Raw genomic sequence first — 25,367 nt, forward strand, 5'->3', positions numbered from 1 at the left:
GTGATCCGCGTGTCAGCGGATCGCCGTAGGCGGACGCGACCCGCTCTGCGAATCGCGACCACCTCGGAGAGCCGACCGCGGTGCGCCGCCCCGCGGCGCACGAACAAGCTCAGCCCTGCGCGCGTCGTCCGCCGCGGCGGGCGCCGCCGCCGGAGCCCTCGCGGGCCGGCGCAGCCGAGGAGGCGCCGCCGGTCGCGGTGCTGTAGAACGAGCGCGAGCCGCCGGAGGTCGATGCGGGGGCCGCGGAGCGGGTGCGTCCGCCTCGGGCGCCGCCGCGAGCGGCTCCGTCGGAGCCGGCGGTGCGGTCGCGACGGGGACGGTCGGAGCCGCCGGCGGGGGCCGCCGAGCGCTCTCCGCGTCCGCCGCGGGGGGCGGAGCCGGTGCCGTCGGTGCGGGCCGCGCGCTTGCGCTGCGCGTTCGCACCCTGCGAGCGTCCGCCCTGCGACTGCCCGCGGACGGGCTCGACGACGGCCGAGGGGGTCACGTAGGCCGCGACGTCTCCGACGAGCTTCGCGACGGCGGCCGAGTCGGCCGTGACCTGCTGGGGCTGGACCTGGATGGCGGCCTTGCGCAGGAGCGTCTTCACGTCGCCGCGCTGCGTGGGCAGCACGACGGTGACGACGTCGCCCTCCGAGCCGGCACGCGCGGTGCGACCCGAGCGGTGCAGGTACGCCTTGTGCTCCATGGGCGGGTCGACGTGGATGACGAGCTCGACGTCGTCGACGTGGACGCCGCGGGCGGCGACGTCGGTCGCGACGAGCACCTTCACGTCGCCGGCGCCGAACGCCGCGAGGTTGCGGTCGCGGGCGACCTGCGAGAGGTTGCCGTGCAGGTCGACGGCGGGGATGCCCTGGCCGGTGAGCTGCTTGGCGAGCTTCTTCGCGTGGTGCTTGGTGCGCATGAAGAGGATGCGGCGGCCGGTGCCGGACGCGAGGGTCTTCACGAGGGCGTTCTTGGAGTCGAGGCCGTCGACCTCGAAGACGTGGTGGGTCATCAGCGCGACGGGCGAGTTGGCCTCGTCGACCGAGTGGAGCACCTCGTTCTGCAGGTACTTCTTGACGAGCTTGTCCACGCCGTTGTCGAGCGTCGCCGAGAACAGCAGGCGCTGGCCGCCGCGCGGCGTCTTGTCGAGGATGCGCGTGACGACGGGCAGGAAGCCCAGGTCGGCCATGTGGTCGGCCTCGTCGAGCACGGTGATCTCGACGGCGTCGAGGTTGACGAAGCCCTGCTTCATCAGGTCCTCGAGGCGGCCGGGGCAGGCCACGACGATGTCGACGCCCTGCTTGAGGGCCGCGACCTGGCGCTGCTGCGAGACGCCGCCGAAGATCGTCGTGGTGACGATGCCGTAGGCGTCGGCGAGGGGCTGCATGGCCGCGGTGATCTGGGTGGCGAGCTCGCGGGTCGGCGCGAGGACGAGTCCGAGCGGGCGTCCCGGGCGGCGACGGCCGCCGGCGAGCGAGCCGCCGAGGCGGGCGATCATCGGAATCGAGAAGGCGAGGGTCTTGCCGGAGCCGGTCTTGCCGCGTCCGAGGACGTCGCGGCCGTTGAGCGTGTCGGGCAGCGTGTCGACCTGGATCGGGAACGGCTCGGTGATGCCGTTCGCGGTCAGGGCCGAGACGAGGGGAGCGGGGACGCCGAGAGCGGCGAAGGTGGGGATGGACGACATGGATGGTGCCTTTCGGGGCATCATGCCGATCCGACAGCGCAGGCGTATGGCCGGGCGCGGGTGATCGGCTTTCGGGCGAAGGTGACGGTGGTCACATCCGTTCGCCGTACGAAGCTGTGCGCGCGGCCGGAGGCCTCATGCACGGTGCGCCAGATGGTCGGGACGGGGTCCTCGACGGTCAGAGTCCTCAGGGGACAAGGGGCGTTCTACGACGCGGGGGAGCGCAGACTTCGCGCTCGCACCCCACCACCCTAGCGGACTCCGATCCCCCGGCGCATCGGAGTCCGCGTTCCGGGCGCGGTTCAGCCCTTGTAGCGCTCGCCCACCGGCACCTCGACCCCGAGTGTGTTGCCGGCCTGTGCGAGCGGGCACGCCCACGCCGGGTCGTACGCGCAGGAGGGGTTGTAGGCGAAGTTGAAGTCGAGCACCAGGGTCGACGGGGCGCTCCCGGGGCCGAGGTCGGCGCCCTTCACGGTGTCGAGCAGGTAGCGTCCGCCGCCGTACGTGCCGCCGGGGGTGCCGGCCAGCGCGTCCTTGACCGGCAGGAAGAGGCCTCCGCCGTAGGAGCCGAGCCGCCAGACGTCGAGCGTCCCGGCGCGGGGGATCTCGACGGTCCCGACCAGCTCGAACGGCACGGTCCCGTCCGTCCCGGTCTCCACGTCCATCCTCCGCGGCTCCTCGGCCGGGGCGACCTCGAGCTCGAACCGCCACGAGGCGTCGTAGGGAGCGATCGCGAGGGAGCGGAAGTGCGCTCGGTCCGCCGGCAGCAGCGGAGTGGAGGGGTGGCGCGCGAAGAGCGCGTTGCGCCCGCGGATCCACGAGGCGTGCGCCGCGAGCAGGTCCACGTTCGAGAGGCGGCGCACCTCGGCGTACAGGGCGTGCACGTGGCGGCGCCAGTCGGCCACCTCGATGGCCGACGCGAGTCTGCGGCGGGGCGAGACCTCGTCCGAGTCGTCGTCCTCGTCCTCCGGCGAGGGCCACTGGAAGCGGATCAGCTCGGCGCGGGAGAGCTCGACCTCCTCCTCCGCGGTGCCGTCGGGGCTCACTCCGCCGCCTCCCCGCGGGGGCGCGCATCCGCGCCCACGTCGTGACGCCAGGTCGGTGCCAGCGAGCGGATGCGGATGCCGCGCCACTGCCAGAACGCCCACATCGACGGCCACAGCGCGGGCGAGGCGAGCCCGGCGCTGAACTCGAGCTTGTCGCGGAACAGCGTGCGCCCGTCCGGGAGCGGAGCGACCGCCATCCGGTGGTCCCACGCGGTGATCAGCCGCAGGGCGCCCGAGAGCGGAGCGCCGCTGTCGCGCAGGATCCGCACGTCCGGCATCGACGGCACGCGCCGGTAGGAGAGGTCGATCTCCTGCGCGCCCATCGGCACGATCCCGAGAGCGTCCATCGCGACGTCGTGCGGGCCCAGCCCCCACGTCGGCCTGAATCCGCCCTCGTCCAGCGACGCGGCGGTCAGGAGGGGGGACATCACCTCGCGGAACACGGCCGGGCTCTGCAGAGCGCGCCAGGCGGAGTCCACGTCGGTGTCGAGCACGTGCTTCAGCATCACCTTCACGACGCCCATCCTCCTCCGCAGGGCCCTGTGCCGTCACCGGGTGCGCGGGAGCGCTCGGCCGTGTATGCGCCCGGTACCGTGTCAGGGTGAACGCCGCGTCCTCCGCCCACGACCAGTCGACCTACCAGATCCGCTTCGACTGGGGCCCGCGGGCGCTGCGCGTCCTCGCTCCCGCGCACATCACCGTCGTCGTCGACGCGCTGCCCGGCGGCGCGGAGCTGCCCCTGGACGGCGTCGAGGGCCGCGTCGTGCGGGCCGGGCTCGCCGACCGCACCGCCGTCGCCCGCTGGATCCTCGAGCGCCAGCACGAGAACGGCGGGCGCACGAGCGTCAACGTGGTCGCCGCGGGCGACGTCGACGAGGACGGAGCCGCGCGCTTCGCCCTCGAGGACCAGCTCGCCGCGGGGGCGCTCATCGACGCCCTCATCACGCTCGGCATCGACCACACGTCGCCCGACGCGGCGGTCGCGTCCGCGTCGTTCGCCGGGCTCCGCCGCGCCTGCGCCCACCTGCTGTCGGCGTCGCCGTCGGGTCGTGCGCTGAAGGAGTCGGGACGGGCCGACGAGGTCGCCGCCGCAGCCCGTCTCGACTCGGTGTCCGACGTCGCCGTCCTGCGCTGAGGGCCCTCGACCGCCGGGCCCGGAGCGGCGTAGCGTTCGCACGGAGCGCTCCCGCTCGCACCGCCCCGCGACCGAACCCGAAAGCTGGCCCGCATGAAAGCCGTCCTCCACGACGTCGTCCTCGCCGACGCCCCCGACTCCGACCTCATCTCGATCGAGGGGAACTGGTACTTCCCGCCCTCGAGCGTCGCGACCGAGCTGCTCGAGCCGAGCGACACGCCCTACACCTGCCCCTGGAAGGGCGAGTGCCAGTACTTCTCGGTGAAGTCCGACGACGGCCTGCTGAAGGACCGCGCCTGGTCCTACCCGACTCCGTACCCCACCGCGTTCGACCGCGTCGGCAAGGACTTCTCGGGCTACGTCGCGTTCTGGAAAGAGGTCCAGGTCATCGGCTAGCGGCCGGCCGCGCGCGCCGCGCTCCGACTGCGGTGCGCGCGGACCTTCGCCCGGTTGCCGCAGCGCTGCATCGAGCACCAGCGGCGCGTGCCCGCGCGGGACGTGTCCAGGTAGAGCATCCGGCAGTCCTCCGCGTCGCAGCGGCGGAGTCGCCCTGCGCCCGATCCGCCCAGCAGCTCGACCCCCTCCCGCGCGATCGTCGAGAGCGCCTGACGCGCCGCAGCGGTCGCCCGGCCGGCCCGCCGCGATCCGCCCGACAGCATCGGCGGGATGTCCGGCATCGCCGCGAAGAGGTTGAGCACGTCGATGTCCCCCGGCTCCCCGGAGCCGCCCCGCTCGGCGGCCTCCGCCAGCCGCGCGATCGCGTCCCGCAGCATCAGGGCGTCGGCCAGGTCCGCTTCGCGCGCCCCGTCGTCCACCGCGTCGAAGCGTTCGGCGAGCCAGGCGCCGAGCGCCTCGCCCGACTGCAGCCGTTCACCGGGGGCGCCGTGCATCGCGCCGGTGAACGCGAAGTCGAGCGCGAGGCTGCCGGAGTCGAACCACCAGGGCCGTCCGTCGGCCTCCTCGAGCCACTGCCCGGTGCTGGGCGCGCGACCGCGGATCGCGCGCGGCTCGCCGGTCGCGCTCACGCCGCCGGGACCGGGCGCCGGCGCCACTGGATGGCGTTCGCCGCCTCGAAGCGCCGCGCGCAGCGCCCGCAGGCCAGCGGGCGGGAGGGCCGGCGGTGCCGGTAGAAGAGATGACCGCTCGGGCAGGTGCCCACCCACGGCGCCAGCTCGTCGGCGGTCGGGTTGCTGTGCGTGCGCGAGCCGGTGTACCCCAGGCGAGCGGCGATGCCGCGCCATGCGGCTCCGTGCCCGGCGGTCGGGCCGGCGAGGGCGTGCGCGATCTCGTGCAGGAGGGTCTGCCGCACCTCCTCGTCGCTCCAGCGGGCGGCGAGGTGGCGCGAGAGGGTGATCCGCCGGTCGCTCCAGTGGCAGGCGCCGCCCCGCGTGCGCGCGTGATCGAAGCCGAAGCTCCAGGAGTCGTCGAGGTGCTCGACGAGGAGCTCCTCGGCCCACGCCCGGACCTGCTCCAGCTCGGCCACGCGCCCGCCGTCCCGTCGAGAAAGCCGTCAGGCCTGGTCGGCGCGCTCGGCGCCGTCCGAGTCGTCGGTCGCCGCGGCGTCCTTGGCGCCGTCGGCCCGGCGGCGACCGCGGGCGGTGCCCTCGGTCCGCTCGCGCGTCGAGCCGCCCTGGAACTCGGTCGCGGCCGCGAAGCCCAACCGTGCGATCTCGAGCTCCTCCTCCGGGACGCCCACGCGCTCGCCGAGCACGGTCGCGGCGTCGAAGTCGCGCGCGGCGCGACCGAACTCGCCGAGCTCGAAGGACGCGAGGGCCCGGTGCTTGAGCGCGAAGGAGTGCTCGAGGTGCCACTCGTGGGTGCGCGCCTCCTCGACGCACAGCGCGAGCTCCGAGAGGGCCTCGTCGGGGCGCCCGCGCAGTTGCATGAGCCGGGCCCGGCGGACGCGTGCGGTCAGGAGCTCGGCTCGGTCGCCCGAGAAGCGGGTGCGGCGGACGGCCTCGTTGGCCAGGTCCCAGGCCTCGTCGAGCCGGCCGAGCAGGCGCAGCAGCTCGGCCTTCTCGGTGAGGGCGGCGAGGGAGCGGAGCGCACCGATCTCCTCGAGGCGCTCCTGGGCGGCGTCGACGTCGATCTCCTCGCGGAGCGTCGCGGGATCGTGGCGGATGATGATGCTCAGAGCAGTGCTTCCTCGTGGGGTGCGGATCCGGTGCGTCGCGGGTCGTGTGCGACGAGCGGGCGGCCGCTCGGGCCGACCCAGTTTACGGGGCGGAGCGCACGGCTCTCCTCCGGACGCGCCCATCCGGCGAGGGTCAGCCGCGCCGCACCTGGAAGACGCTGCGGGCCGGCAGAGGCGAGGGCGTGGCCGTGTCGTCCGTCACGGCGGAGGCTCCCGCGATGAAGTTGTCGAGCTCGCGGCCCTGCACGAGCTTCGCGGGCGCGGGGTCGGAGGCCAGGCGCCGCGGCAGCCCGTCGACCGGCAGCGGCGCGGTGGAGGCCAGCATCACCACGTTCCCGAACCGCTTCGCCTTGAGCATCTGCGTGTCGGTCACGATCGCGGTGTGCGCGAAGACGGAGGAGAGGGTCGCCGCCTGCGCGCGGGCGAAGGCCAGCGCCCCTCCGTCGGCCACGTTGACGGCGACGACGCCCCCGGGCGCGAGCAGCGGGGCGATCGCCGAGTAGAACTGCGTGCTCGTCACGTGCGCCGGGGTCCGGGCCCCCGAGAAGACGTCGACCACGACGACGTCGATGCTGCCCAGGAGTCCGGGCGGCAGCTTGCCGAGCACTTCGCGGGCGTCGCCCTGGCGGATGCGGATCTGGGCTCCCCGGGGCAGCGGCAGCGCCTCCCGGACCAGCTCGACGAGCGCGCCCTCGATCTCGACGACCTGCTGGCGCGAGCCCGGCCGGGTCGCGGCGACGTAGCGGGGGAGCGTGAGCGCCCCGGCGCCCAGGTGCAGCGCGGTGACGGCCTCGCCCTCGGGGGCGAGCAGGTCGATGGCGTGGCCGATGCGGCGCACGTACTCGAAGGACAGGTGCGTCGGATCGGCCAGGTCGACGTGCGACTGCGGCGTCCCGTCGACCACGAGGGTCGCGGCATCGGGGGAGTGCCGGTCGGGCTCGATCTGCGCGAGGTAGCCGCTGGAGAGCACCGCGCGGGGGTGCTCGGCGTCGTCGCCGCGTCGGCGTCCGGTTCGTTCCTGCATCCCCTCAGTCTGAGGGACGCGGCACCCCGACGGCGGCCTGCCCGGGACGTATACCGGACGCCGCGACACGACGCAAGGATCTGCACTTGCGCGGCGTGGCGCGATGCATCTATATTTGTACTTTGCGCTCCCGAGTACCCACGCCCTCATATTGCGGTCGGCAGGTCACCGGAACCCGGCATCAGATGGTGGATGCCGATGCCACACTCTAGCCCCCACCCCGAAGACCGTGTCGAAACGGTCCCTGCGGCGTGTGGAGGGCGGGTGTCGGCCCGCCCGGCGGGAGCCCACTCCACACATCCCACAGATTGAGACCCGCGAGGGTCTACGGAGGTTCCTTCCTTGGCTGCTGCGCCCAACGCAACCACCACCTCACCCAAGAACGGACGCGCCGCATCGCGTCTCTCGTTCGCCAAGATCAGCGACACCCTGACGGTTCCGGATCTGCTCGCACTGCAGACCGAGAGCTTCGACTGGCTCGTCGGCTCGGAGGCGTGGAAGACCCGCGTCGCCGAGGCGAAGGCCGCCGGCCGGGAGGACCTCCCCGCCAACTCCGGTCTGGACGAGATCTTCGAGGAGATCTCCCCGATCGAGGACCTCAGCGAGACGATGCAGCTGAGCTTCACGAACCCGTACCTCGAGCCCGAGAAGTACACGATCGAGGAGTGCAAGGAGCGCGGCAAGACCTACGCCGCTCCTCTGTACGTCGAGGCCGAGTTCATGAACCACCTCACGGGTGAGATCAAGACCCAGACGGTCTTCATGGGCGACTTCCCGCTCATGACCGAGAAGGGCACGTTCATCATCAACGGCACCGAGCGTGTCGTCGTGTCCCAGCTCGTCCGCTCGCCGGGCGTGTACTTCGAGCGCCAGCAGGAGAAGACGTCCGACAAGGACATCTACTCCGCCCGCGTCATCCCGAGCCGCGGTGCGTGGCTCGAGTTCGAGATCGACAAGCGCGACCAGGTCGGCGTGCGCATCGACCGCAAGCGCAAGCAGTCGGTGACCGTCTTCCTGAAGGCCCTCGGCCTCACCAGCGAGGAGATCCTCGAGCAGTTCGCCGGCTACGAGTCGATCGAGCTGACGCTCGAGAAGGACAACATCCTCACCAAGGAGGACGCTCTCCGCGACATCTACCGCAAGCTCCGTCCGGGCGAGCAGGTCGCCGCCGAGGCCGCCCGCGCGCTGCTGGACAACTTCTACTTCAACTCCAAGCGCTACGACCTCGCGAAGGTCGGCCGCTACAAGATCAACCGCAAGCTCGGCATCGACAAGGCGCTGTCCGACTCGGTCCTGACGGTCGAGGACATCATCGCGACCATCAAGTACCTGGTCGCGCTGCACGACGGCCGCACCACGCTGCCGGGTGTCCGCGAGGGCGCTCCGGTCGACCTGCGCCTGGACGTCGACGACATCGACCACTTCGGCAACCGCCGCATCCGCGCGGTCGGCGAGCTGATCCAGAACCAGGTCCGCACCGGCCTGTCCCGCATGGAGCGCGTCGTCCGCGAGCGCATGACCACGCAGGACATCGAGGCGATCACGCCGCAGACCCTGATCAACGTCCGCCCCGTCGTGGCCGCGATCAAGGAGTTCTTCGGGACGTCGCAGCTGTCGCAGTTCATGGACCAGAACAACCCGCTCGCGGGTCTGACCCACAAGCGCCGCCTGTCGGCGCTGGGCCCCGGCGGTCTCTCCCGTGAGCGCGCCGGCGTCGAGGTCCGCGACGTCCACCCGTCGCACTACGGCCGCATGTGCCCGATCGAGACCCCGGAAGGCCCGAACATCGGCCTGATCGGCTCGCTCGCGTCCTTCGCGCGCATCAACTCCTTCGGCTTCATCGAGACCCCGTACCGCAAGGTCGTCGCGGGTCGCGTCACCGAGCAGATCGACTACCTCACCGCGTCCGAGGAGGACGAGTACCTGGTCGCCCAGGCGAACGCCCCCCTCACCAAGGACTTCCACTTCGCCGAGGGCAAGGTCCTGGTCCGCCCCAAGGGCGGAGAGGTCGAGCTCGTCGACGCCGACCGCGTCGACTACATGGACGTCTCCCCGCGCCAGATGGTGTCGGTCGCGACCTCGCTGATCCCGTTCCTCGAGCACGACGACGCGAACCGCGCGCTCATGGGCGCGAACATGCAGCGCCAGGCCGTCCCGCTGCTGCGCAGCGAGTCGCCCGTGGTCGGAACCGGCATGGAGGGCTTCGCGGCCATCGACGCCGGCGACGTGATCACCGCCGACAAGGCGGGCGTGGTCCAGGAGGTCTCCGCCGACTCCGTCACCGTCCAGCTGGACGAGGGCGGCACGCAGACCTACTTCCTGCGCAAGTTCGACCGCTCCAACCAGGGCACCTCGTACAACAACCGCGTGGTCGTCTCGGCCGGCGAGCGCATCGAGGTCGGCGAGATCGTCGCGGACGGCCCCGCCACCGAGAACGGCGAGCTCGCGCTGGGCAAGAACCTGCTCGTCGCGTTTATGCCGTGGGAGGGTCACAACTTCGAGGACGCGATCATCCTCAGCCAGAACCTGGTGAAGGACGACGTCCTCTCCTCGATCCACATCGAGGAGTACGAGGTCGACGCCCGCGACACCAAGCTCGGCAAGGAGGAGATCACCCGCGACCTCCCCAACGTCAGCCCGGAGCTCCTGGCCGACCTGGACGAGCGCGGCATCATCCGCATCGGCGCCGAGGTCCGCCCCGGCGACATCCTCGTCGGCAAGGTCACGCCCAAGGGCGAGACCGAGCTCTCGGCCGAGGAGCGCCTGCTCCGCGCGATCTTCAACGAGAAGAGCCGCGAGGTCCGCGACACGTCGCTGAAGGTGCCCCACGGCGAGCAGGGCACGATCATCGGCGTCAAGGTGTTCGACGCGCAGGACGGCGACGACGAGCTCGGCTCGGGCGTCAACCAGCGCGTGGTCGTCTACATCGCCCAGAAGCGCAAGATCACCGAGGGCGACAAGCTCGCCGGCCGCCACGGCAACAAGGGCGTCATCTCGAAGATCCTGCCGGTCGAGGACATGCCGTTCCTCGCCGACGGCACCCCGGTCGACATCGTCCTCAACCCGCTCGGCGTCCCCGGCCGCATGAACTTCGGCCAGGTCCTCGAGATCCACCTCGGTTGGATCGCGAAGCAGGGCTGGAAGGTCGACGGCGAGCCCGAGTGGGCCGCGCGCCTGCCCGAGCACGCCCGCGAGGCGGCGCCCGGCACCAAGGTCGCGACCCCCGTGTTCGACGGTGCGGCGGAGGAGGAGCTCGCCGGGCTCCTCGACTCCACCACCCCGACGCGCGACGGTGAGCGCCTGATCGGCTCGTCCGGCAAGACGCAGCTGTTCGACGGACGCTCCGGGGAGCCCTTCCCGGACCCGGTCTCGGTCGGCTACATGTACATCCTGAAGCTGCACCACCTCGTCGACGACAAGATCCACGCGCGCTCGACGGGCCCGTACTCGATGATCACCCAGCAGCCGCTCGGTGGTAAGGCGCAGTTCGGTGGACAGCGCTTCGGCGAGATGGAGGTGTGGGCCCTCGAGGCCTACGGCGCCGCCTACGCGCTGCAGGAGCTCCTCACCATCAAGTCGGACGACATCCTCGGCCGCGTGAAGGTGTACGAGGCCATCGTCAAGGGTGAGAACATCCAGGAGCCGGGCATCCCCGAGTCCTTCAAGGTCCTCATCAAGGAGATGCAGTCGCTGTGCCTGAACGTCGAGGTCCTCTCGGCCGACGGCACCGCGGTCAGCCTGCGCGACACCGATGACGAGGTCTACCGCGCCGCGGAAGAGCTCGGCATCAACATCTCCTCCCGGTTCGAGTCGTCCTCCGTCGACGACATCTGATCCCGCGCCAGCATCTGACGACCTCCCGTCTCTGACGAGACACCTGTTTTCCGACAAGGAGAAAACATTGCTCGACGTAACCACTTTTGACGAGCTGCGCATCGGCCTCGCGACGGCCGATGACATCCGTCGCTGGTCGCACGGTGAAGTGAAGAAGCCCGAGACCATCAACTACCGCACCCTCAAGCCCGAGAAGGACGGCCTGTTCGGAGAGCAGATCTTCGGACCGTCCCGCGACTGGGAGTGCTCCTGCGGCAAGTACAAGCGAGTCCGCTTCAAGGGCATCGTCTGCGAGCGCTGCGGCGTCGAGGTCACCAAGTCCTCGGTCCGCCGCGAGCGGATGGGCCACATCGAGCTCGCCGCCCCCGTCACCCACATCTGGTACTTCAAGGGCGTCCCCTCGCGCCTCGGATACCTGCTGGACATGGCGCCGAAGGACCTCGAGAAGGTCATCTACTTCGCGGCGTACATGATCATCGACGTGGACGACGACGGCCGTCACGCCGACATGCCCGGCCTCGAGAACGAGCTCCGGCTCGAGATCAAGACCCTCTCCGACCAGCGCGACTCCCGCATCGCGGACCGCCTGGCCCGTCTCGAGACCGACCTCGCCGCCCTGGAGGCGGAGGGCGCCAAGAGCGACCAGAAGCGCCGTACCAAGGACGGCGCCGAGAAGGAGATGTCGCAGATCCGCAAGTCCTTCGACGAGGACATCGCGCGGCTCGAGAGCGTGTGGGAGCAGTTCCGCACCCTCAAGGTCGGCGACCTCAAGCCCGAGGACGCGGTCTTCAACGAGCTCGTCGACCGCTACGGCGTCTACTTCGAGGCCTACATGGGCGCCGAGGCGATCAAGAAGCGCCTCGAGCAGTTCGACCTCCAGGCCGAGGCCGAGACGCTGCACCTGCAGATCGCCGAGGGCAAGGGTCAGAAGAAGATCCGCGCCATCAAGCGCCTGCGCGTCGTCAACTCGTTCCTCGCCACCGGCAACTCGCCGGCCGCGATGGTGCTCGACGTCGTCCCGGTGATCCCGCCGGAGCTGCGCCCGATGGTGCAGCTCGACGGAGGCCGGTTCGCGACGAGCGACCTGAACGACCTCTACCGCCGCGTGATCAACCGCAACAACCGACTCCGCCGCCTGCTCGACCTCGGTGCCCCCGAGATCATCGTGAACAACGAGAAGCGCATGCTGCAGGAGGCCGTCGACGCCCTGTTCGACAACGGCCGCCGCGGTCGTCCCGTCACCGGAACCGGCAACCGCGCCCTGAAGTCCCTGAGCGACATGCTCAAGGGGAAGCAGGGGCGCTTCCGCCAGAACCTGCTGGGCAAGCGCGTCGACTACTCGGGCCGCTCGGTGATCATCGTCGGACCGCAGCTCAAGCTCCACCAGTGCGGTCTGCCCAAGCAGATGGCGCTGGAGCTGTTCAAGCCGTTCGTCATCAAGCGCCTGATCGACCTGTCGCACGCGCAGAACATCAAGGCCGCCAAGCGCATGGTGGAGCGTTCGCGCCCCCAGGTGTGGGACGTGCTCGAGGAGATCATCCGCGAGCGCCCCGTCCTGCTCAACCGCGCGCCCACGCTGCACCGACTCGGCATCCAGGCCTTCGAGCCCCAGCTGGTCGAGGGCAAGGCGATCCAGCTGCACCCGCTCGTCTGCGCCGCGTTCAACGCGGACTTCGACGGCGACCAGATGGCCGTCCACCTGCCGCTGTCCGTCGAGGCCCAGGCCGAGGCGCGCATCCTGATGCTCGCGTCGAACAACATCCTCAAGCCCTCCGACGGCCGTCCGGTCACCCTGCCCACGCAGGACATGATCATCGGCCTCCACCACCTGACGACCATCCGCGAGGGTGCCGCCGGTGAGGGACGCGCGTTCTCCTCGGTCTCCGAGGCGATCCTCGCGAAGGACCAGGGCTCGCTGCACCTGAACTCGAAGGTGAAGATCCGCATGTCGGACGTCTTCTTCGCGCAGGGGACGGCACCCGAGGGCGTCGAGCTCGACGAGAGCGGCAAGGTCACCGCGCCGATCCTGCTCGACACGACGCTCGGCCGCGCGCTCTTCAACGAGGCGCTGCCGGTCGACTACCCCTACTTCGAGCAGGTCGCCGACAAGACGACCATCTCCGGGATCGTCAACGACCTCGCGGAGCGCTACCCGAAGGTGGAGGTCGCCGCCTCGCTCGACCGCATCAAGGACGCCGGCTTCTACTGGGCCACCCGGTCCGGTGTGACCGTCGCCCTGTCGGACATCCTCACGCCCCCCTCCAAGCCCGAGATCATCGCGGGCTACGAGAAGAAGGCCGCGAAGGTCGAGACCGAGTACGACAAGGGTCTGACCACCCAGGCGGAGCGTCGCCAGGAGCTCGTGAAGATCTGGACCGAGGCGACCGACGAGGTCGCGAAGGCCATGCGCGCGAACTTCCCGACCGACAACACCATCAACCGGATGGTCACGTCCGGTGCCCGTGGTAACTGGCTGCAGGTCCGCAACATCGCGGGCATGCGAGGCCTGGTGAACAACCCGAAGGGCGAGATCATCGCCCGACCGATCATCTCCTCGTACCGCGAGGGCCTGTCGGTCGCCGAGTACTTCATCGCCACGCACGGTGCCCGCAAGGGTCTGGCCGACACCGCGCTCCGCACCGCGGACTCGGGCTACCTGACGCGTCGACTCGTCGACGTCTCGCAGGACGTCATCATCCGCGAGGACGACTGCGGCACCACCAAGGGCCTCGAGCTGCCGATCATGCTCCAGGACGCCACCGGCGCCTGGTCGCAGGACTCCAACGTCGAGAACTCCGTCTACGCCCGCTCGCTCGCCACCCCGGCGACGAACGAGGCCGGCGAGGTCATCGCGGAGGCCGGAGAGGACGTCGGAGACGTCCTCATCGAGAAGCTGGTCGGAGCCGAGGTGCGCCACATCAAGGTGCGCTCGGTCCTGACCTGCGAGTCCGCCGTCGGCGTCTGCGCGGCCTGCTACGGCCGTTCGCTCGCCACCGGCAAGCTCGTCGACATCGGAGAGGCCGTCGGCATCATCGCGGCCCAGTCGATCGGCGAGCCCGGCACGCAGCTCACGATGCGCACCTTCCACACCGGTGGATCGGCCTCGGCCGACGACATCACGCAGGGTCTGCCCCGCGTGCAGGAGCTCTTCGAGGCCCGCACCCCCAAGGGTGCGTCGCCGATCGCGGAGGCCGCCGGTCGCATCACGATCGAGGACACCGACCGGGCCCGACGACTCATCCTCCAGCCGGACAACGGCGACGAGGCGGTCATCTACCCGGTGCTCAAGCGCTCGCAGCTCCTCGTCGAGGACGGCCAGTCGGTCGTGCTCGGACAGCAGCTGCACGTGGGAACGGTCGACCCCAAGGAGGTCCTGCGCGTGCTGGGCGTCCGCGAGGTCCAGAAGCACCTGGTGGGCGGCGTCCAGGGCGTCTACCGCTCGCAGGGTGTGCCGATCCACGACAAGCACATCGAGGTCATCGTCCGTCAGATGCTCCGCAAGGTCACCGTGGTCGACCACGGCGACACGGATCTGCTGCCGGGCGAGCTCGTCGACCGCTCGCGCTACAGCGAGGTCAACCGTGCGGCTCTGACCGAGGGCAAGCGGACCGCGTCCGCCCGCCAGGAGGTCATGGGAATCACCAAGGCCTCGCTCGCGACCGAGTCGTGGCTGTCGGCCGCGTCCTTCCAGGAGACCACCCGCGTCCTGACGCAGGCGGCCATGGAGGGCAAGCGCGATCCGCTGCTGGGCCTGAAGGAGAACGTGATCATCGGAAAGCTGATCCCGGCCGGTACCGGTCTCCCGAAGTACCGCAACGTGTCCGTCGAGGCGACCGAGGAGGCGAAGGCCGAGCGGTACCCCAACCGCATCTTCGCCGACGACGCCGCGTTCAGCGACGCCGACCTGTCGTTCGTCGACTTCGACTCGTTCTCGAGTGACGGATACGAGCCCGGCAACTACAGCTGAGCTCCGACCGAGTGATCGAAGGCCCCGCCGGGTTCCCGGCGGGGCCTTCGTCGTCCCCGGAGTGAGCCCGCCACGCCGGTTGCCCACCGCAAGGGGGGTGAGTGGGAGTCGCCCAGCAACCGCACGGCCCCCGCGACGGTGATTGACTCGAGGGACGTTCGACGGGGGTACCGCCCCGCGCCCGTCCGGTCGGGGTCGCAGCGGTGAGGATACGCGCGGATGAGAGTCGTGGTCGTCGCGCTGGCCGCCCTTCTCGTGGCGGTCGGTGCCGTCGTGCTGCCCGCAGCGCCCGCCGTCGCAGCGCCGTCCGTCCCCGCCTCGTGCGGAGTCGCTCAGCTCGCTCCCGTCCTGCAGGACGACGAGGTCGACGCGACCCCCTCCGCCGAGAACGTGCCGATCGTCGTCGTGCACGGCTGGCTCGGCACCTCGACGCACGACGAGGCCCGCACCGGCGCCTTCTCGCACCTCGTCGACCTGGTCGCGGGCGCCGACACGGACCCTCCGGGCGAGGAGTCGGATCAGCCGGGGGTCGTCGCCGAGCGCTCCGTCATCGGCACGCTGCAGGACATCGAGGGCTCCCTCGTCTACACGTTCGACTACCGCGACCTCTCGGCGCGCTGGGTGACGGATCCGGGCATCAGCGACGCGCTCGCCTCCTCCCTCGCCTGCCTGGTGGACGCCACCGGCAACAGGGCGATCGTCGTGGCGCACTCGATGGGCGGCCTCGCCGCTCGCCAGGCGCTCAGCCAGGAGGTCGACGGGGTGAGCGTCGAGTCGATGGTCTCGGACGTCATCACCTTCGGCACGCCGAACACGGGCTCGGACCTCGCCGCCCGCCTGGGCGAGATGATCGAGTCGACCGGGTCGGTCAGCCCCGCGGTCGTCGCGGGGCTCGAGCCGCAGTCCCGGCTCGGGGTCTCGGCCCTCCTCGCGTCCTGCGGCGAGGCGGCGTCCGAGGACGCGGCGCGGGCGGGGGAGTGCACGGGGATGCCGATGATCGACGCTCTCTCCTCCCAGGCCGGCATCGCGATGCGCACGGGCTCGTCGGAGCTGAGCCGGCTCCCGCCGTGGCCGGCCGCGGTGCACGTCGTGGCTCTCGCGGGGGACATCCGCGTGACGCTGGTGTCCGTCCTCGGGGCGCGCACCCGCGACCTCGATCTGGGCGACGTGATCGTCGGTGCGCGATCGGCCGAGGCGGGCGTCGACGAGTACATGGTCTCGACGTGCCGCTACACGCTGATGTCGCTGCCGGACGTCCCATCGGTCCTCGCGGAGCTCAACCCGCTCGCGCGGGTGGGGGACGCGATGCGTCTCGCCTCCGTCGTGACGAGGATCGCCGCGAGCCCCTGCCACCACGCGTGGCTGATGCGCAACGCGGCGCTGGCCGAGCGTGCCGGAGCGGAGGCGGCCGACGCGGTGGCCGCCTCCCTCGCGCACTCCCGCGGTGAGGCGCCGACGCCCCCGCTCGTGTCCGACCTCCCGCCGTCCGAGGAGCCGCGTCGCCGTCCGATCCGCTGAGCACAGCCGATCCGCGCGCCCCGCGACGCGACATGATGTCCCGATGTTTTGACTCCACGCTCGGACTGCGCTTACCGTGGGCGAGGCCGATGGGGCGGCCACCAGGGGGACAGGCAGCGCGGCCCGCTCGGCTCACGGGCCCGCAGCGGGCCGCGCCCGTCCCGACGACTGTGGGACACGCGCTACGCTCCCAGCAGCGGGGGCCGACGACGGCGCCTCCGCCTTCCCGCCGGAGGCCGCATGAGCCAGACCCCCGTCCCGCCCGCGACCCCCGCGCGCGCACCGCGACTGACGCGCGAGCAGGTCCGCTCCCGCCTCGTCGATGCCGGACTCGACGTCGTGCGCAGCGACGGCCTGCGGGTGGGAGTCTCCCACCTCCCGCTGGAGGACCTCATCCGCACGGCCGGGGTCCCGCGGAGCACGGTCTACCGGATCTGGCCGAGCCGCCAGGACTTCTTCGACGAACTGCTCGCCAGGATCCCCGACCGGCTCCTCTCGACCCGCCTCGACGAGCCGGCGCTGCAGGTGGGCGCGACCTACCTGCAGCGGAACACGGACGCCGAGGCCCCGGCCGACGAGCGGCGCGCGACCCTCGTCGCCTCCGTGGCCGTCGCCATCGAGGCCAACTACGAGAACACCTTCGCCTCGCGGCACTGGCGGAACTTCGTCTCGCTCGCCGGCACCGTCGAGTCGCACGACGAGCCCGTCCGCGGAGTGGTCCACGACGCCCTCCGCAAGCGCCAGCAGCACTTCATCGAGAACATGGCCAAGTACTACCGCTACACGCTGACCGAGGCGGGCCTGCGGCTGCGCCCCGGCTTCGGCGACGAGTACACGGCCCTCGCGTCCGCGATCTCGGCGTACATCGAAGGGCTCTGCGTCGCGAGGATCGCGGCGCCGGAGCTGGTCACGGGACCGCTCGTCGCCGAGCGGCCCGAGTCGCCGAGCCTCGTCGTCGCCGGAGTGATGATGCTGATCGACGGGTTCTGCGAGCCGATCCCGGAGGGCTAGTCCTCGGCGCCCTAGTCCTCGGCGGGGGGCTCGAGCATCCCCTCGACGATCGAGCGGATGGTCCACGCGGCGAGATTCCACTCCACCGGCTCGCCGTCCAGGCCCGGAGCGGTGATCGTCGCGTCGAGCTCCTCGTCGATCAGCCGGCTGCGGTGCGCCAGCCCGTCGATCACGATCGCGGTGAGGTGGGCGAGCTGCAACGTGGTGAATCCGGGGCGCATGCTCCCGTGGAACACGTCGAGCATCTCCTGGTAGAAGGTCTGCATCCGGTGCGTGAGCATCGTCTCGATGCGCTTCGCGGTCGCGCGGACGGCCTCACGGGCCGGTCCCTCCTCCATCGAGAACGTGCAGGCGAGCAGGGCGTTGTAGGAGGACCAGTCGACGGAGCGCCGCAGGTTCGCCATGTTGGCGTTCGCCCCGATCCGGATCATCTCCCACGCGACCGCTCGGCGGCCGCGGGACGTGGACAGGCGGTCGCTGTGCCGCTCGTAGACCTCCCGCATGAGCTCCTGCGCCTCGGGGTCCGTTCCGCCGGCGTAGCGGTCGCGCACGAAGACCTCGCCGATCAGATCGGCGACGAACTCCTCGCGGGTGCTCCAGATGCGGTAGACGGAGCTGCGCGGGACCTCCGCGAGCCGGATGTACTCCTCCATCGGGAGGTGCGCGAAGCCGACCGTCAGGCCGTTCTCCGCGATCACCCCGCGGGCGGCGTGCAGCATCCGCTCCCGCACCTCCTCGGCCGGGAGCCTCTTGGCGCGGGGGGTCGAGGTGTCGAGGCGGTCCATCCGCCAGACACTAGCCCGCGCAGGGCGCCCCGCGCACTGGGGACACCCCGAGACGCGCCGAGGTCGCCGGGAGCCCGGGGGCCGGTCCCGGTGGAGACAGTGTGTCCCAAGATCTGGTCCGCGGGCTCCGAGGGCGCTACGGTGCCCCCGGGGGCGGCTCCCGACCGCGCCCACGAGGAGTCCCCGTGCCCGAGACCGAGCGTCTCGCCCTGACCGTCGTCGACGGTCTCGCGATCGACCGCGCCGCCCTGCTCGCCCTCCTGGGCGCGGCCCTTCCGCAGTTCGACGTGCAGGACGCGTCGAGCCGCGCCGACACCGGCACCGTCGCCGTGGTGGACCTCGACGGCGTCGCCACCGGCGACCTCGTCCGCACCCTGGCGGGTCTCGTCGGCCGGTACCGCGGAGTCGTGGCCCTGTCGACGATGCTCGGGCTCGAGACCGTGCGCGCCGTGCTCCGCTTCGAGCGCTCGGCATTCGTCTGGAAGGGCGACGACCCCGGCGACCTCGCCGCGGCCGTGGTGTCGGTCTCGTCCGGCCGCACCTGGATCTCCGAGGCGGCCCGCGGCCGCTTCCTGATGACCGAGGAGGACCGCCGCCCTGTCCTCAGCCCGCAGGAGAGCCGCGTCATGCGCTCCTACGGGGCCGGCACCGCGGTCAAGACGGTGGCGGTCGAGATGCGGATCGCCGAGCACACCGTGCGCACCTACATCAAGCGGATCAGGGTGAAGTACCTCGACGCGGGCATCGCGCTCGAGTCACGGGTCGACTTCTACCGCAACCTCGACGGGCACGACGTGGCGCTGCGCAGCGGCGGCGACCGGATGAGGGCCCGCGGCCAGCAGGTGGACGGCGACCTCAGCGGCGACGGCGCTGCGTGAGGCGAGCAGGATCGCGTTGCCCGCCGACCGGCCGCGGACGAACGACTCCGCTCCGACGGCCTCGGTGACCGACAGCAGCGGCTCCACCGCCGCGCGGATCCGCTCGAGGCGTCGGTGGTCGGCGTCGTCGGCCACGTTGACGGCCAGCAGTCCCTCGCCGACGCGGTCGGCGATCCGGGACAGTGCCGCCGCGCCGAAGAACCCCTCCGGGATCTCGTCGCCGTCGTAGGCGTCGAGGACGACCAGATCGACGGTGCCGCCGGGGAGGGACGCTGAGGCGTCGGCCGTGACGACACGCAGGCGGGTGCCCGGCGGCAGGGGAGCGTGCTCGACGACGAACTCCACGAGTCCCTCCTCGACGTCGACGACTGTCTGCTCGGATCCCGGCCGCGTCCACTGCGTGTAGCGCGCGAGCGAGAGGGCGCCCGCGCCCAGGTGCAGCACGCGCACGGCCCGCCGGGGCGGAGCGAGGGCGTCCACGACGGCTCCGAGCCGGGCGGTGTACTCGAGGTCGAGGGCCCCCGGGTCCGACGGGTCGATCAGCGACTGCTCCGAGCCGTCGATCGTCAGCACGAGTGATCCGGCCCTGAGCGCGTCCGGCTCGAGCGCGACCGTGCGACCGCCGGGCAGTCGAGCGGAGGGAGGCATCCCGCCACGCTACGGCTCCTCGCGGTGCCCGGGGTGCCGCGGCTACGGTGGCAGGCATGGCCGCGCTCATCCTCCTCGACGTCGACGGCGTCCTGAATCCGTCCGTCGTGAGCGATCGGGCGGCGGGCGGCCACCGGCTGGTGCTCGACGCCGACCGCGCCGCGCTGGTCGCCCGCCTCGCAGCCGCCGGCACGATCGTCTGGGCGACCACCTGGCCGCCCGAGCTCACCTCGGTCCTCGCCCGCGATCTGCGCCTGCCCGAGGGAACGGAGGCGATCGTGTTCCGCGGAGGCCTTCCGCGCGATGCGCGCTTCCCGGGCGGCACGGGCAAGCTGCAGCCCGTCGCGCTGTGGCTCGACCAGGCGCGTGCCACCGGGCCGATCGACGCCGTGGTCTGGATCGACGACAACCTCCGCGAGGACGCGTACGCCTGGGCGCGCGAGCAGGACACCCCGTTCCACCTCGTCCGTCCGGAGTCGGCCGAGGGCCTCACCGCCGACGAGGTGGCGGGAGCGGAGGAGTTCCTCGCCGCGCTCGCGCCGTCATCCGGGGACATCGGGGAATAGGCCGCCCCCTCCCGGTGGTTATCGTCACTCCGGGCGGCCGCGGATCCGGTCCGCGCCGTCCCGCTCCCGGAGCCCCCGCTCGGGAACCCGCGCCGACCACCGGCGCGACGACATCGTGAAGCACCGAAGGACACCCACCGTGACGCACCTCTCCGCCCGCACCCCCCTGCGCGTCCTGCTCGGCACCGCCGCAGCCGCCACCGCCCTCGTCCTCGCCGGCTGCGCGCCGGCCTCCACCGAGGACGCCGTCTCCGGCTCCACCGACGAGGGGACCACCGCGGCGAACTCGGGCCTGACTCTCGCCGAGGTGCAGGACGCGGGCGTGCTCACCATCGGCACCGAGGGCACCTACCAGCCGTTCTCGTTCCACGCCGACGGCGGCACGGGCGAGCTCACGGGCTACGACGTCGAGATCATCACCGCCGTGGCCGAGAAGCTGGGCGTCGAGCCCGAGTTCGAGGAGACGCAGTGGGACGCGATGTTCGCGGGCCTGGACGGCGGCCGCTTCGACGTCATCGCGAACCAGGTCTCGATCAACGACGAGCGCAGCGCCCGCTACGACTTCTCTGAGCCCTACGCCGTGAGCCCCGGAGTGGTGGTCGTCCCGACCGCCGACACCGAGATCACCTCGCTCGACTCGCTCGCGGGCAAGACGACCGCGCAGTCCCTCTCGAGCAACTGGTACGAGCTGGCGCAGGACGCCGGCGCGCAGGTCGAGGGCGTCGAGGGCTGGGCGCAGGCCGTCGCCCTCGTCGAGCAGGGCCGCGTCGACGCGACCATCAACGACCGCCTCACCTGGCTCGACTGGTCCACGAACTTCCCGGACCAGGCCGCCGGCCTCAAGGTCGCGGTGACCACCGACGACAGCTCCGAGAGCGCCTTCACCTTCCCGAAGGGCTCGGACGACCTGGTCGCCGCGGTCGACGACGCGCTCGACGAGCTCCGCGCCGACGGCACGCTGACCGAGATCTCCGAGCGCTACTTCGGAGCCGACGTCTCCGAGTAGGACCGCACAGGAGGGGGTCGGCCGCCCGCGCCGGCTCCCTCCCGTCGTCCACGGCGCCTCCCACGCGGGCCGGCTCCGTGGCAACCTCCCGCGTCCGTCCCGGATGCATGACAGCATCCCAGGGGAGCGACGCGCACCGACCGGCCGCCCGCACCGCCCATCGCCCCGGCGAGAGGAGACCACATGGACCTCGACCTCGTCCTGCGGTCGTTCTGGCCGATCCTGTCCGGCGGCCTCGTGGGCACGATCCCGCTCGCTCTCGCCAGCTTCGTGCTCGGGCTGGTCCTCGCCCTGGCCGTCGCGCTGATGAGGCTCTCGAAGGTCCGGATCCTCGCGTGGATCGCCCGCGTCTACATCTCCGTGATCCGCGGCACCCCGCTCCTGGTGCAGCTCTTCGTCATCTTCTACGGCCTGCCCAGCCTGGGCGTGCGGATCGATCCGTGGCCCAGCGCCATCATCGCGTTCGCCCTGAACGTCGGCGGCTACGCGGCCGAGGTCATCCGGGCGGCGATCCTCAGCGTGCCCAAGGGGCAGTGGGAGGCGGCGCACACGATCGGCATGGGGCGCGGCCTCGCCCTGCGGCGGATCATCCTCCCGCAGGCCGCGCGCGTGTCGGTGCCGCCGCTGTCGAACACGTTCATCTCGCTGGTGAAGGACACCTCGCTCGCCTCGCTGATCCTGGTGACCGAGCTCTTCCGCCAGGCGCAGAAGATCGCCACGGCGTCGAGCGAGTTCATGCTGCTCTACCTCGAGGCCGCCCTGATCTACTGGCTCATCTGCCTCGTGCTCTCGAGCGGGCAGAGCCTCCTCGAGAAGCGATTGGACCGCTATGTCGCCCGCTGACGCCCCGCAGGACGCGCGCCCCGTGCTCTCGGTCCGGGGGCTGCGCAAGTCGTTCGGCTCCGTCGAGGTCCTCCGCGGCATCGACCTCGACATCCGCCGCGGCGAGGTCATCGCCCTGATCGGTCCGTCCGGCTCGGGCAAGACGACCGTGCTGCGCTCGCTCAACAGCCTCGAGGTGCCCGACGCGGGAGTGGTCGTGCTCTCGGACGGCACCTCGCTCGACTTCGCCGCGGGCGTCGGTCGGCGCCCGCTCACGGCGCTGCGCGACCGCTCGGCCATGGTCTTCCAGCACTTCAACCTGTTCCCGCACCTCAGCGTGCTCGAGAACGTGACGGAGGGGCCGCTGCGGGTGCAGCGCCGCCCGGCGTCCGAGGTGGTCCCCGAGGCCGAGGCGCTGCTCGAGCGGGTGGGCCTGGGCGGCCGCGGCGGCGCCTACCCCTTCGAGCTCTCGGGCGGGCAGCAGCAGCGCGTCGTGATCGTGCGCGCGCTCGCGCTGCGTCCCGAGCTCCTGCTCTTCGACGAGCCGACCTCGGCGCTCGATCCCGAGCTGGTCGGCGACGTGCTGTCGCTGATGCGCGAGCTCGCGGCCGAGGGCTGGACCATGCTCGTCGTCACGCATGAGCTGGAGTTCGCGCGGAGGGTCGCCTCCGAGGTGGTCTTCATGGCCGACGGTGTGGTCGTCGAGCGGGGCGCGCCCGCCGAGATCCTCCGCGAACCGCGGGAGCCGCGGACCCGGCAGTTCCTCCACCGCCTGCTGAACCCGCTGGAGTGACGCCGTCGTGCCACCCTTCTGCGGGTGGCCGCGCGCCTCACCGCTCCCGCGCGGGCGTGTGCCTATCCTGACCGGGTGACCTGGAGAAGCGACGCCGAGACCGAGCGCATGCCGTCCGCGCCCGAGGGGTCGGGCACCGCGACCGGGCCGCAGAAGACCCGCGAGTACGTGTGGCCCGAGCCGCTGACCGGCGGAGCACCCGCCGCGGCACCCGCTGCCGCGCGGCCCGCTGCGGCGCCCGCTGCCGCCCGACCCGCCGAGCCGTCCCCGCTCGGACCGGTGGAGCCCGAGCCCGCGCCGCCGCGGAGGAAGGGCAATCGGATCGCCGGCCTGGCCCTCGCCCTGCTGACCACCGCCGTCTTCGCGGCCGTGCTGCTGGCCGGCCTCACGGCGATCCGTCTCGTCGTGGACGCCGCACCCGGCGATCCGCTCGCCGTCGCCCTCGCGCAGGGTCCCACCGCCGCGTTCCTGGCGCCCGTCGCCGCGTTCCTGATCGGTCTCGCCCTCCTCGTCCTCGCCGTGAACCGCGCCGGATGGTGGGCCTACGTCCTCGGCGGCTTCTTCATCGCCCTGCTCGCCGGAGCGGCGGCGCTCGCCGGCGCCTGGTACGACATCGGGGGAGCCGTTCCGCCCGCCGACCGCACCGAGCTCGTGGAGTTCCTGAGCGACCCGGCCGTCCTCCTCGGAGTCGCCGCGGCCGCGGTGCTCGGCCGCGAGGTGAGCGTCTGGGGCGGCGCCCTCATCGCCGCGCGCGCCCGCGGCATGAAGCGCCGCAACGCCCAGCGGGAAGCCGCCGCGCAGTCGTGACCTCGCCGGGGGAGCAGGGCAGGGGAGCGGGACTGGGCTACGGCATCGCCCTGGCCGCGTTCGCCGCGTTCCTCTACCTCGCCCTGGTCGTCTGCGCCTTCGGGGTGCTGAGCCTCCTGCTCGACCAGGACGTCGTGCCCGAGCGCGACGCCGGCCCGATCCTGGGCCCGGCGGCGGTCGGCGCGTGCGTCGTGGCGGTCCTGCTCTCGATGATCACCCTCGCCGCGCGCCCGTCGGTCACCCGCGTGCTCGGGCCGTCGCTGCTCGCCGGAGTCGTCGTCTACCTCCTGTTCCTGCTCGTCGGCGGCGCGATCTACGGTCTCGGACTCCAGCAGCCGGGCGAGATCCTGGGCTACGCGCTCGACCACGCCGGCACGGTCTTCGCGATCGCGACCGGGGTGCTGGCGGCGGCCGTCCACCTCGTCTTCCTGCTGCTGCTGGCGCGTCGCGACGCCGGCGGAGGAACGCCCCACTGGGGCTGGGAGGGGGACGAGCGGGAGTAGCCCGCCCGCCGCCCTGCTCGCTGACGGCGGACGCCGTCCGGTTGACCGGCCCCGTCACTCCCCGTAATATTCTTCGGGTGTGCGCTTTGCCGTGCGCTCGTGTCGTGCCTCCGGGTCGATCGCGTGCCGCGCTTCGCTCCACCGGGTCCGCAAGGGTCCGCGGGTTCGTCCGATCGGACGGCCCCCACGGCATACCCGTCCTCCTCCCCTCTGCGCCGCTCGCCGGTGCAGGAGGGTGCGTCGGGTCCAGATGAACTCGGCCGCGTCCGGCGACGGACAGGCCGAATGTCGACCATCGATCCGCTGTCACCGTGCAGCATTCAAGGAGCAAATCAGTGCCAACGATTCAGCAGTTGGTCCGAAAGGGACGCTCGCCCAAGGTCACCAAGACCAAGGCGCCCGCCCTGAAGGCCAACCCCCAGCAGCGCGGCGTCTGCACGCGCGTCTACACGACCACGCCCAAGAAGCCGAACTCGGCCCTCCGCAAGGTGGCCCGCGTGAAGCTCTCCAACGGCACCGAGGTCACCGCCTACATCCCCGGCGAGGGCCACAACCTGCAGGAGCACTCGATGGTGCTCGTGCGAGGCGGTCGTGTGAAGGACCTCCCCGGTGTCCGCTACAAGATCGTTCGCGGCGCCCTGGACACCCAGGCCGTCAAGAACCGCAAGCAGGCTCGCAGCCGGTACGGCGCGAAGATGGAGAAGAAGTAATGCCTCGTAAGGGCCCCGCTCCCAAGCGCCCCGTCGTCGCAGACCCCGTCTACGGCGCACCGGTCGTCAGCCAGCTCGTGAACAAGATCCTCCTGGACGGCAAGAAGGGCCTCGCCGAGCGCATCGTCTACGGTGCCCTCGAGGGAGTCTCCGCCAAGAACGGCCAGGACGCCGTCGTCACGCTCAAGAAGGCGCTCGACAACGTCCGTCCGACCCTCGAGGTCCGCAGCCGCCGCGTCGGCGGCTCGACCTACCAGGTCCCGGTCGAGGTCAAGCCCCACCGCGCCAACACCCTCGCGCTCCGCTGGCTCACCAGCTACGCGAAGGCCCGTCGCGAGAAGACGATGACCGAGCGTCTCATGAACGAGATCCTCGACGCGTCGAACGGACTCGGCGCCGCTGTGAAGCGTCGCGAGGACACCCACAAGATGGCCGAGTCGAACAAGGCCTTCGCGCACTACCGCTGGTAGCGCGTCCTGCGGCCGCTCCCGAGCGGCCGCGACCCCCGGGTCCG

General features: G+C 71.7%; 23 protein-coding genes. 15 read left to right on the forward strand and 8 right to left on the reverse strand.

Features of this window, described 5'->3' with window-relative positions; genetic code table 11:
* Positions 1 to 109: 109 nt before the first annotated feature.
* The 3 genes from ASF46_RS03820 to ASF46_RS03830 form a co-directional block, all read right to left on the reverse strand.
* Complete coding sequence (locus tag ASF46_RS03820) at positions 110 to 1,666, reverse strand: DEAD/DEAH box helicase (RefSeq protein WP_082485224.1); 1,557 nt, start codon at positions 1,664 to 1,666, stop codon at positions 110 to 112.
* Between the two features lie 302 nt (positions 1,667 to 1,968).
* Positions 1,969 to 2,577: a DUF1684 domain-containing protein gene (locus ASF46_RS03825; protein WP_056867427.1), complete on the reverse strand. Its 609-nt coding sequence runs from the start codon at positions 2,575 to 2,577 to the stop codon at positions 1,969 to 1,971.
* Between the two features lie 131 nt (positions 2,578 to 2,708).
* Positions 2,709 to 3,236 (reverse strand): hypothetical protein, encoded by a 528-nt coding sequence (locus tag ASF46_RS03830; protein ID WP_055786976.1) that lies wholly within the window; start codon positions 3,234 to 3,236, stop codon positions 2,709 to 2,711.
* Positions 3,237 to 3,313: 77 nt separating this feature from the next.
* Between ASF46_RS03830 and ASF46_RS03835 the strand changes: the two genes are divergently transcribed.
* Both ASF46_RS03835 and ASF46_RS03840 read left to right on the forward strand, forming a co-directional pair.
* Positions 3,314 to 3,847: a 2-phosphosulfolactate phosphatase gene (locus ASF46_RS03835; protein WP_056866486.1), complete on the forward strand. Its 534-nt coding sequence runs from the start codon at positions 3,314 to 3,316 to the stop codon at positions 3,845 to 3,847.
* A gap of 93 nt (positions 3,848 to 3,940) precedes the next feature.
* Positions 3,941 to 4,243, forward strand: a complete 303-nt coding sequence (locus tag ASF46_RS03840; protein WP_056866487.1) for a DUF427 domain-containing protein — start codon at positions 3,941 to 3,943, stop codon at positions 4,241 to 4,243.
* On the opposite strand, the gene ASF46_RS03845 is transcribed toward ASF46_RS03840, so the two are convergent.
* The 4 genes from ASF46_RS03845 to ASF46_RS03860 are packed head-to-tail and all read right to left on the reverse strand — an operon-like array spanning position 4,240 to position 7,005.
* On the reverse strand, positions 4,240 to 4,872 hold the full coding sequence (locus tag ASF46_RS03845) for a CGNR zinc finger domain-containing protein (protein WP_082485380.1): 633 nt from the start codon (positions 4,870 to 4,872) through the stop codon (positions 4,240 to 4,242). The two genes, ASF46_RS03840 and ASF46_RS03845, sit on opposite strands and share 4 nt — an antisense overlap.
* Positions 4,869 to 5,330, reverse strand: a complete 462-nt coding sequence (locus ASF46_RS03850; RefSeq protein ID WP_056866488.1) for a SprT-like domain-containing protein — start codon at positions 5,328 to 5,330, stop codon at positions 4,869 to 4,871. Before ASF46_RS03850 ends, ASF46_RS03845 begins: the two co-directional genes overlap by 4 nt.
* Positions 5,331 to 5,357: 27 nt before the next feature.
* On the reverse strand, positions 5,358 to 6,104 hold the full coding sequence (locus ASF46_RS19550; protein ID WP_200919660.1) for a tetratricopeptide repeat protein: 747 nt from the start codon (positions 6,102 to 6,104) through the stop codon (positions 5,358 to 5,360).
* Positions 6,105 to 6,114: 10 nt separating this feature from the next.
* Positions 6,115 to 7,005, reverse strand: a complete 891-nt coding sequence (locus tag ASF46_RS03860; protein WP_056866489.1) for a spermidine synthase — start codon at positions 7,003 to 7,005, stop codon at positions 6,115 to 6,117.
* Positions 7,006 to 7,347: 342 nt separating this feature from the next.
* On the opposite strand from ASF46_RS03860, the gene rpoB reads away from it, so the two are divergent.
* The 4 genes from rpoB (at position 7,348) to ASF46_RS03880 (ending at position 17,335) form a co-directional block, all read left to right on the forward strand.
* Complete coding sequence (gene rpoB, locus ASF46_RS03865; protein ID WP_055786995.1) at positions 7,348 to 10,839, forward strand: DNA-directed RNA polymerase subunit beta; 3,492 nt, start codon at positions 7,348 to 7,350, stop codon at positions 10,837 to 10,839.
* A gap of 67 nt (positions 10,840 to 10,906) precedes the next feature.
* The gene (locus tag ASF46_RS03870) at positions 10,907 to 14,806 is read left to right on the forward strand and encodes a DNA-directed RNA polymerase subunit beta' (RefSeq protein WP_055787000.1); all 3,900 of its coding nucleotides are present in this window, start codon (positions 10,907 to 10,909) and stop codon (positions 14,804 to 14,806) included.
* Positions 14,807 to 15,025: 219 nt separating this feature from the next.
* On the forward strand, positions 15,026 to 16,324 hold the full coding sequence (locus ASF46_RS03875) for an alpha/beta fold hydrolase (protein WP_056866490.1): 1,299 nt from the start codon (positions 15,026 to 15,028) through the stop codon (positions 16,322 to 16,324).
* A 240-nt stretch (positions 16,325 to 16,564) separates the two neighbouring features.
* Positions 16,565 to 17,335 carry a TetR/AcrR family transcriptional regulator gene (locus ASF46_RS03880; protein WP_056866491.1) on the forward strand — a complete coding sequence of 257 codons (771 nt, stop codon included), beginning with the start codon at positions 16,565 to 16,567 and terminating at the stop codon, positions 17,333 to 17,335.
* 11 nt (positions 17,336 to 17,346) lie between these two features.
* Here the strand turns inward: ASF46_RS03880 and ASF46_RS03885 are convergent, their stop codons facing one another.
* Complete coding sequence (locus ASF46_RS03885) at positions 17,347 to 18,120, reverse strand: hypothetical protein (protein WP_056866492.1); 774 nt, start codon at positions 18,118 to 18,120, stop codon at positions 17,347 to 17,349.
* Positions 18,121 to 18,305: 185 nt separating this feature from the next.
* Here ASF46_RS03885 and ASF46_RS18730 point away from each other — a divergent pair, with 185 nt between their 5' ends.
* The 9 genes from ASF46_RS18730 to rpsG all read left to right on the forward strand — a co-directional run bounded on the left by ASF46_RS18730 (position 18,306) and on the right by rpsG (position 25,323).
* The gene (locus ASF46_RS18730; RefSeq protein ID WP_082485225.1) at positions 18,306 to 18,998 is read left to right on the forward strand and encodes a LuxR C-terminal-related transcriptional regulator; all 693 of its coding nucleotides are present in this window, start codon (positions 18,306 to 18,308) and stop codon (positions 18,996 to 18,998) included.
* Between the two features lie 704 nt (positions 18,999 to 19,702).
* On the forward strand, positions 19,703 to 20,212 hold the full coding sequence (locus tag ASF46_RS19085; RefSeq protein ID WP_056866494.1) for an HAD domain-containing protein: 510 nt from the start codon (positions 19,703 to 19,705) through the stop codon (positions 20,210 to 20,212).
* Between the two features lie 139 nt (positions 20,213 to 20,351).
* A complete protein-coding gene (locus tag ASF46_RS03900; protein ID WP_056866495.1) occupies positions 20,352 to 21,218 on the forward strand; it encodes an amino acid ABC transporter substrate-binding protein in 867 nt (288 codons plus the stop codon).
* A gap of 183 nt (positions 21,219 to 21,401) precedes the next feature.
* Positions 21,402 to 22,061 (forward strand): amino acid ABC transporter permease, encoded by a 660-nt coding sequence (locus tag ASF46_RS03905; RefSeq protein WP_056866496.1) that lies wholly within the window; start codon positions 21,402 to 21,404, stop codon positions 22,059 to 22,061.
* On the forward strand, positions 22,048 to 22,833 hold the full coding sequence (locus ASF46_RS03910) for an amino acid ABC transporter ATP-binding protein (RefSeq protein WP_056866497.1): 786 nt from the start codon (positions 22,048 to 22,050) through the stop codon (positions 22,831 to 22,833). Before ASF46_RS03905 ends, ASF46_RS03910 begins: the two co-directional genes overlap by 14 nt.
* 75 nt (positions 22,834 to 22,908) lie before the next feature.
* Positions 22,909 to 23,640: a hypothetical protein gene (locus ASF46_RS03915; protein WP_157602196.1), complete on the forward strand. Its 732-nt coding sequence runs from the start codon at positions 22,909 to 22,911 to the stop codon at positions 23,638 to 23,640.
* Positions 23,637 to 24,143, forward strand: a complete 507-nt coding sequence (locus ASF46_RS03920; RefSeq protein ID WP_056866499.1) for a DUF6121 family protein — start codon at positions 23,637 to 23,639, stop codon at positions 24,141 to 24,143. The genes ASF46_RS03915 and ASF46_RS03920 overlap by 4 nt, the downstream gene beginning before the upstream one ends.
* A 335-nt stretch (positions 24,144 to 24,478) precedes the next feature.
* Positions 24,479 to 24,853: a 30S ribosomal protein S12 gene (gene rpsL, locus ASF46_RS03925; RefSeq protein ID WP_055787040.1), complete on the forward strand. Its 375-nt coding sequence runs from the start codon at positions 24,479 to 24,481 to the stop codon at positions 24,851 to 24,853.
* A complete protein-coding gene (gene rpsG, locus ASF46_RS03930; protein WP_055787043.1) occupies positions 24,853 to 25,323 on the forward strand; it encodes a 30S ribosomal protein S7 in 471 nt (156 codons plus the stop codon). The genes rpsL and rpsG overlap by 1 nt, the downstream gene beginning before the upstream one ends.
* Positions 25,324 to 25,367: the final 44 nt, after the last annotated feature.

It is taken from the genome of Rathayibacter sp. Leaf296, from assembly GCF_001423045.1.
In the GTDB taxonomy this organism is placed as follows: Bacteria; Actinomycetota; Actinomycetes; order Actinomycetales; family Microbacteriaceae; genus Rathayibacter; species Rathayibacter caricis.

Bases quoted from the DNA above. Each gene is read 5' to 3' on its own strand.
- ASF46_RS03820 (WP_082485224.1), bottom strand. From the start codon at position 1,666: ATGTCGTCCATCCCCACCTTCGCCGCTCTCGGCGTCCCCGCTCCCCTC.
- ASF46_RS03830 (WP_055786976.1), bottom strand. From the start codon at position 3,236: ATGGGCGTCGTGAAGGTGATGCTGAAGCACGTGCTCGACACCGACGTG.
- ASF46_RS03840 (WP_056866487.1), top strand. From the start codon at position 3,941: ATGAAAGCCGTCCTCCACGACGTCGTCCTCGCCGACGCCCCCGACTCC.
- ASF46_RS19550 (WP_200919660.1), bottom strand. From the start codon at position 6,104: ATGGGCGCGTCCGGAGGAGAGCCGTGCGCTCCGCCCCGTAAACTGGGT.
- ASF46_RS03860 (WP_056866489.1), bottom strand. From the start codon at position 7,005: ATGCAGGAACGAACCGGACGCCGACGCGGCGACGACGCCGAGCACCCC.
- ASF46_RS03875 (WP_056866490.1), top strand. From the start codon at position 15,026: ATGAGAGTCGTGGTCGTCGCGCTGGCCGCCCTTCTCGTGGCGGTCGGT.
- ASF46_RS03880 (WP_056866491.1), top strand. From the start codon at position 16,565: ATGAGCCAGACCCCCGTCCCGCCCGCGACCCCCGCGCGCGCACCGCGA.
- ASF46_RS03885 (WP_056866492.1), bottom strand. From the start codon at position 18,120: ATGGACCGCCTCGACACCTCGACCCCCCGCGCCAAGAGGCTCCCGGCC.
- ASF46_RS19085 (WP_056866494.1), top strand. From the start codon at position 19,703: ATGGCCGCGCTCATCCTCCTCGACGTCGACGGCGTCCTGAATCCGTCC.
- ASF46_RS03905 (WP_056866496.1), top strand. From the start codon at position 21,402: ATGGACCTCGACCTCGTCCTGCGGTCGTTCTGGCCGATCCTGTCCGGC.
- ASF46_RS03910 (WP_056866497.1), top strand. From the start codon at position 22,048: ATGTCGCCCGCTGACGCCCCGCAGGACGCGCGCCCCGTGCTCTCGGTC.
- rpsG (WP_055787043.1), top strand. From the start codon at position 24,853: ATGCCTCGTAAGGGCCCCGCTCCCAAGCGCCCCGTCGTCGCAGACCCC.